The organism is Tabrizicola caldifontis (genome assembly GCF_004762095.1).
GTDB classification, from domain to species: domain Bacteria; phylum Pseudomonadota; class Alphaproteobacteria; order Rhodobacterales; family Rhodobacteraceae; genus Tabrizicola; species Tabrizicola caldifontis.
Genome location: NZ_SIJH01000037.1, coordinates 1 through 6,508, shown reverse-complemented (window position 1 = coordinate 6,508; position 6,508 = coordinate 1). Strand labels below are relative to the sequence as shown.

Annotated in this window: 7 protein-coding genes, 1 pseudogene and 1 other annotated feature; of the genes and pseudogenes, 1 reads left to right on the top strand and 7 read right to left on the bottom strand. The window is 62.1% G+C overall.

Features of this window, described 5'->3' with window-relative positions:
- Positions 1 to 119: 119 nt before the first annotated feature.
- The 3 genes from EYB42_RS17025 to EYB42_RS17015 all read right to left on the bottom strand — a co-directional run bounded on the left by EYB42_RS17025 (position 120) and on the right by EYB42_RS17015 (position 1,788).
- Positions 120 to 404: a hypothetical protein gene (locus EYB42_RS17025; protein WP_135451271.1), complete on the bottom strand. Its 285-nt coding sequence runs from the start codon at positions 402 to 404 to the stop codon at positions 120 to 122.
- Between the two features lie 131 nt (positions 405 to 535).
- On the bottom strand, positions 536 to 1,483 hold the full coding sequence (locus tag EYB42_RS17020) for a phosphatidate cytidylyltransferase (protein ID WP_135451270.1): 948 nt from the start codon (positions 1,481 to 1,483) through the stop codon (positions 536 to 538).
- Complete coding sequence (locus EYB42_RS17015; RefSeq protein WP_205910013.1) at positions 1,480 to 1,788, bottom strand: lysophospholipid acyltransferase family protein; 309 nt, start codon at positions 1,786 to 1,788, stop codon at positions 1,480 to 1,482. Before EYB42_RS17015 ends, EYB42_RS17020 begins: the two co-directional genes overlap by 4 nt.
- Between EYB42_RS17015 and EYB42_RS17010 the strand changes: the two are divergent.
- A pseudogene (locus EYB42_RS17010) lies at positions 1,787 to 3,053 on the top strand (IS3 family transposase). The gene EYB42_RS17015 and the pseudogene EYB42_RS17010 sit on opposite strands and share 2 nt — an antisense overlap.
- Positions 2,068 to 2,222: a sequence feature (AL1L pseudoknot), on the top strand. (Overlaps the previous pseudogene by 155 nt.)
- A gap of 10 nt (positions 3,054 to 3,063) precedes the next feature.
- Here the strand turns inward: EYB42_RS17010 and EYB42_RS17005 are convergent.
- The 4 genes from EYB42_RS17005 to EYB42_RS16995 all read right to left on the bottom strand — a co-directional run bounded on the left by EYB42_RS17005 (position 3,064) and on the right by EYB42_RS16995 (position 6,269).
- Positions 3,064 to 3,489 carry a 1-acyl-sn-glycerol-3-phosphate acyltransferase gene (locus tag EYB42_RS17005; protein ID WP_135451269.1) on the bottom strand — a complete coding sequence of 142 codons (426 nt, stop codon included), beginning with the start codon at positions 3,487 to 3,489 and terminating at the stop codon, positions 3,064 to 3,066.
- A gap of 10 nt (positions 3,490 to 3,499) precedes the next feature.
- Positions 3,500 to 4,306, bottom strand: a complete 807-nt coding sequence (gene cysE, locus EYB42_RS17000) for a serine O-acetyltransferase (RefSeq protein WP_135451268.1) — start codon at positions 4,304 to 4,306, stop codon at positions 3,500 to 3,502.
- Positions 4,307 to 4,381: 75 nt separating this feature from the next.
- A complete protein-coding gene (locus EYB42_RS17870) occupies positions 4,382 to 4,666 on the bottom strand; it encodes a DUF7742 family protein (protein ID WP_449342969.1) in 285 nt (94 codons plus the stop codon).
- 1 nt (position 4,667) lies between these two features.
- A complete protein-coding gene (locus EYB42_RS16995) occupies positions 4,668 to 6,269 on the bottom strand; it encodes a phage tail protein (protein WP_167851060.1) in 1,602 nt (533 codons plus the stop codon).
- Positions 6,270 to 6,508 lie beyond the last annotated feature (239 nt).

The following is a 6,508-nucleotide window of genomic DNA, read 5'->3' as shown; positions in this document are numbered from 1 at the left end:
CCGCAGCGACCCGCAAAAAGAAGGAAGACAGCCATGCCTTGACCCCAGCCTGAGCCGAAATCCATAATCAGAGGTGGCTCACTTCTCGATGGAAAACCCGGCTCAGTTCTGGGTGGAAATCAACAATAGGCGGTGGCAATAGCCAAGGCTGCTGCAAGAGCACCGAGACCGGGGTTGCCGGCGGCGATTCCTGCTCCGGTCAGAAGGAGATGGTCGGACAGCCGATCAGGCGCCTCATTCCAGAAGGCGCCATCCTTTTCGCCCTGCCCGCCTTCGACTGCGACCATCCCATCGATCAGATTGCAGATCAGCCGCATCTGGATTGAAACGGATGCGAGGATCAACCACAGGATTTGCAGGTTGCGCGGGCAGAACTGTGATAGTGTGTATAGCAGAAACCCCATCGCAGCGAACCCGACAGAGGCGCGCGAGATCTGGTTCGCCTTATAGCCCCTCTGCACGGCCAGGGCGGAGAGACGCCTTGCCCATCCCGAGTTGCGCGACCGGAGTGGCCGGCGAGGAGCGGGCGCACCCGTCATGTCAGCGACCAGTAATAGCGGGTGACGTGAAAGAAGATCGGCGCGGCGAAGATCACACTGTCCAGCCGGTCCAGGAAGCCGCCGTGTACGGGGATCAGGTGGCCCCAATCCTTGACCCCGCGGTCCCGCTTGATCGCCGACATCACAAGGCCGCCGAAGAAGCCCATTGCTGTCAGGATCAGGCACATCAGCGCAGCCTCTGCCGGCGTGAAGGGCGTCATCCACCAAAGAGAAGAACCAACGAAAACCGCGGTCAGGGCACCACCTACCAGCCCCTCCCACGTCTTCGATGGCGACAGCGCAGGGGCAATCCTTGTTCTGCCGATCAGCCTGCCCCAGATATACTGCATCACGTCGGATAGTTGCACTACGAAGATCAGATAGGCGAAGAGAATGACATTGCGCCCTTCGAAGCCGGGAATCTGCAGATAAAGCAGTGCCGGAACATGGCTGACACAATAGACGCAGATCATCAGCGCCCACTGGGTTTCCGAGACGCGGACGAGAAAATTCTGGGTGGACCCCCGTAGTGCCGAGAGAACAGGCAGCAGCAGGAACACATAGACCGGCACGAAGACAGCATACATGCCGTACCAGTCGATCAGGATGAGGTAGTAATGAAACGGCAGAACCAGGAAGAAGCAGGCCAGAAGCGACCAGTGGTCGGCACGGTTGTGGGTGGTAAGGGTAAGAAACTCCCGCAGGCCCGCAAATGAAGCAAGTGCGATCAGTATCACGACGCCCGGTTTGCCTGCAAGGAAGGCGATCGCAAGCAGGATCACCATAACCCACCAGGCCGCAATCCGGGCATTCAGGTTTTCGATGACCGGGTTGTCACCAGCGGGCGACAGGCGCTGCCGCAGTATCTCGCCGACGATGGAGGCGAGGATCAGGATTGCAGCCACGCCGGCTAGAAGCCAAATCAGGTGGGGCGTCGCAGTCATGCCGGCACCTGCGGCCGCAGTTCCAGAAGGGCGGCCGAGGCCCGGGACAGGAAAGCCTCCTTGGTTTCTTCAGGTAACAGGTGGATGGGTGCGCCGAAGGTCAAGGTGCAGATCAGCGGCACCGGAATGACTTCCCCCTTGGGCATGACCTTGTTCAGGTTCGCGATCCAGACCGGGACAAGATCGACCTTTGGCCGAGCCTTAGCAAGGTGGTAAAGGCCAGTCTTGAAGGGCAGCAGCGGCTCGTCCGTGAACCGCGCCGGGTTTTCCGGAGGCTCCAACTCTTGAGTAGGATGGAGCATCATGAGCAATACCACGAACAAGTTTTCCCCTGAGGTGCGCGAGCGCGCGGTGCGGCTGGTTCTCGACAACGAGGCCCAACATCCGTCGCGTTGGCAGGCGGTGATGTCGATCGCGGCGAAGATCGGCTGCACACCCCAGACGCTGAACGACTGGGTCAAGAAGGCCGAGGTCGACAGCGGCAAGCGGGCCGGTGTCTCCAGCGAGATGGCCGAGAAGATGAAGGCGCTCGAGCGGGAGAACCGCGAGTTGCGCCAGGCCAACGAGATTCTGCGCCAGGCCAGCGCGTATTTTGCGATGGCGGAGCTCGACCGCCGGTCGAAGTGATGGTGGGTTTCATCGACGCGCATCGGAATGCGCACGGGGCTGAGCCATCGCGGCGCCATCGGTTCGAGCCCGATGGCGAAGGCCGATCTGCAACATGCTGCCGATCGCCCCGTCCACCTGCTATGATCATCTGGCGAAGCGGGCCGACCCGTCCCGGCTGTCGGCTCGGGCACGTCAGGACGACGCGCTGCGCCCCGAGATCCTTCGCGTGTTCGAGGAGAACTGGCGGGTCTATGGTGTCCGGAAGGTCTGGCGACAGCTTGTCCGAGAGGGCTTCGATGTCGCGCGCTGCACGGTGGCACGGCTGATGAAGAGCATGGGTATTCAAGGGATTATCCGTGGAAAGCCGCACCGGACGACGATTCCGGACAAGAAGGCACCGTGTCCGCTGGACAAGGTGAACCGCCAGTTCCGTGTTCCGGCACCGAACATGCTGTGGGTCAGCGACTTCACTTGTGTCGCCACCTGGAGAGGCTTCGTCTATGTCGCCTTCGTCATCGACGCCTATGCCCGCCGCATCGTGGGCTGGCGGGTCAGCACTTCGGCCCATGCGGGTTTCGTCCTCGATGCCCTCGAACAGGCAGTCCATGAACGCCGCCCGGCAAAGGGCATGGGACTGGTTCACCACAGCGACCGCGGCAGCCAGTATCTGTCCATCCGCTACACGGAACGCCTCGCAGAAGCAGGTATCGAACACTCGGTCGGCAGCGTCGGCGACAGCTATGACAATGCGCTGGCCGAGACGATCAACGGGCTCTTCAAGGCCGAGGTCATCCACCGTCGTGGTCCGTGGCGCAGCTTCGAGGCCGTCGAATACGCAACCCTCGCATGGGTCGACTGGTTCAACAACCGCCGCCTGTTGAAGCCCATCGGGAACATCCCGCCCGCCGAAGCTGAGGCCAACTTCTACGCAACTCTGGAAACTGAACCCATGGCCGCGTAACTAACCGAAATCAGCCTCCGGCAAACCCGGCGCGGTTCACCGAGCTGTTGCGCTTGCCTTCTGGGAAAAGGATCAACGAGGCACCCGCGTCGAGCGCCTCGACCATCTGTTGAATCGGATCGCGGGTCCGCGCCTCGGGGCGGCGGTCAATAAGGACGGCATTGAATACATCACGACCTATGAAAGCGCGAAGGGTAGAGGCAAGCCAGTAGTCCAGCGCGGCAACCGGTCGGGTGCGACGGCGCAGCGGTGCTGGCAGAACCGTCCAAAGCAGGACGAAATCGGCATTGGAAGAGTGGTTGGCGAAATACACGCGCTGGAGCGCCAGTGGCTCGATGCCCTGCCAGATGGCGCGAGGCGCGGTCATGAACCGCGCGAGGACAGAGATCGCCTGGCCGGCAAGGCCGGCCACGGCGGCGCGCAGGGTTAGCGTCATTCCGAGCGCTTCATTCAGCCTTGAGGATCTGATCCATCGTCAATGCCGGCTGGGCGCAACCTGCCTTCCCGACAACCCTGGCGGGAACACCGGCTACGGTGGTATTCGGCTGCACGTCCTCCAGAACGACCGACCCGGCAGCGATGCGCGAACAGCGGCCTACATGGATATTGCCCAGAACCTTGGCCCCTGCCCCGATCAGGACGCCATCGCCGATCTTCGGATGCCGGTCTCCGTCCTCTTTCCCAGTGCCGCCAAGCGTCACGGAATGCAGCATGGACACGTTGTCACCGACGACTGCCGTTTCTCCGATCACGATGGAATGAGCGTGGTCAATCATGATGCCCTTGCCAACACGGGCCGCCGGATGGATGTCGACACCGAATACCTCGGACACCCGCATCTGGACGAAATAGGCCAGATCAATGCGTCCGGCCTGCCAGAGCCAGTGCCCGATGCGATAGGCCTGCACTGCCTGATAGCCCTTAAAGAAAAGGATCGGCTGCAAGAAGCGGTGGCACGCCGGATCGCGTTCATAGACCGCCATCAGGTCCGACCGCGCCGCTGCACCAAGTTCGGGATCGGCGTCATAGGCCTCGTCGGCGATTTCCCGCAGGATCTGCTCGCTCATCTCACCAGAGGCCAGCTTGAGCGAGAAGCGGTAGGCAAGTGCCCGCTCCATGTTGATGTGATGCAGCAGGCCGGAATGGATCAGCCCGCCGAGAAGCGGCTCGTTTCGGATCGCTTCCTCCGCCTCCTCGCACACACGCCGCCACACCGGATCGACAGCGGTTACTTTCGGCTTGGTTTCCAACATGGCGGTGCCTCCTGTCTGGCGCCTTTTTAACACAGCGGGCCGTTGTTGCGACACTCAAAGTTGTGGGCAGTGTCATCACGCCTCGGAATGGACAAGCAGGGCGCGACAGGCAGTTCCCAGAGAGTGAAGAAAATCCGGGTCATCGGCCATCGGTTCAATGGCGGGGCAAGCCCGATGGCATCGCGCCATGAGGCTGCCGTCACCGAAACGCGGATCTGCCTTGCCGGTCTCGCACTGTCGTCTCGCAGCGATCTCGACTTCGGCCAACAAGGACTTTGCCACGCCAAACCTTCGCCGAGGCGGATGCCGCATCAGCACGCGCGCGAGTAATACGACCTCATGAGCAAAAGGTGGCCGCATCTCAGTTCATCAGGTCGATTGCGCGGAAAGGCCCGGGCCCATAGCTTGCCGATACCTGCGCAACCTCGACCCGAAATAGGCCAGTCACCAGATCGGCTGAACGCCTGTCAGCCGGATAGACGAACTGCGGCATCGTCACGACGAATTCCGAACAGATCGCACCAGACTGGACAACACGAACCATATAGGCCTCGCTTTCCTCACCCAGAGGGGCTTCAAAGGACTGCCAGGTATCGCCATCGATCCTTGTCCGGCGTATCCAGCTAACGGTCAAACTGTCATTCCGGTCACGCCGGGCCCGCAGATGCGCGACCGGATAGGGGCGCAGACCGGCACCATCAAAGGCCTCTACCCGCAAGACCACGTTGGCATCGTCGATACCCCGGCCTGCGGCACCGACGCGATAATAGCGGGCAAGGCTTCGCGCCGACAGTGGCAATTCGACCTGAAGCACGGTGGGGTCCAGCAGAACCACGGTGCTGCCCGCCGGCCAGACGTCCGGCATCAACCCGTCAGTTCCGGCTTGGCCACGCAGTCGCAGGGATACTTCATAGGTATCGGGCGCCACGACCTCGGCCCGCGCGAACTGGAATACCTCCCACTTCTGGCTGCTTCCGTCACCGATCGCCATTGCGTTCGCCCCGTTCAGGACTTCGTTCATGCCGACCGAGACCAGTTCGCCGCTAGCCAACCTGATCCGTAGCGGTGCCCCGCGGTCCCAGACCCCTGGCCGCGCACGAGCCATTGGGGTCTCGGTGGTTCCGACAACCGCCGCCGCCGCAAACAGGCGGTTCAATTCGTAGCCGGAGTCCTGACCAGCCGACCAAAGGGCAACCGGTCCGGGCCAAGGCGACGCCGCGATTGCGACGTGCGGCGCATGCGGAACTTCCTGCCCGGAAAGCAGTGGCAGGTCCATGAATACCGGAAAGACGGGAACCGGCCCAAGGTACGGGCGGGTCATGGTGGCTTCGCCGTCACTGTCCGAAGGCATGTAGACGCCCGGCTCAACGCGGACGGCATCCAGCAGCTGGGCCTCTGCCTGTTCCACGCGATCGATCCGATAGCGCCGTCCGGCAAATTCCACCACGTCACCCGCCCCGATCATCAGACGAGACTTTGGCAGTGCAAAGCGTGCGCTTTCCCTGGCGACTCTCGACTCGGCCAGCCAGCGTTCGACTGTGGCAATTCCTTCGCCGCCGGTCATGGCCAGAGGCAGTTCCGTCTGCGCCACGCCGCGTGCCTCTTCATCCGGAAAGCGTGCCTCGGCCGAGCGGACCTCGTAGCTGGACTGCGCATCGAAAAAGCTGACCCTTACCTGACCCGCGGTCTCGGCATCCGGGGCCCGAACACTCTCGAACGACCCCTCCATGTCGGGCAGGACGACAAGTTCTTCCTCAGTGATTGCAGCCTCAGCACGACCGCTGCGCGTTCTGAAATACAGTTTGCCATCGCGTTCCAGCGCATCGAAGCCGAAGGCAAGAAGCAACGGCTGCAGGGTCGCGCGTCCTGTGGTGATATCAGACTGGGCAAACCCCCGGACCAACCCGAAAAGCGCCCGCGTATCGACGGCATCAACCCCTGATCGCGCACAGATCTCGGTCACGACGGCTGGCAGCGGCTGATTGGTCGCCCTTCCGTTAAGCCAATGTCCGCGCGCATAGTTTGGCCCGTCGCTCCATATCGCAATCTGACCCGGGAACTCGGGAAAGGGCCGGTGCTGTGACCCCCGATGCTCATCCGGCTGACACCAGAGTCCTTTGTTGAACTTGGCGCTGTTTCGCCGACGGAGCAATGGGCGATCTGCGCAGCGTTTCGGTTGCGCGAAGCTGATCGCCCATTGCG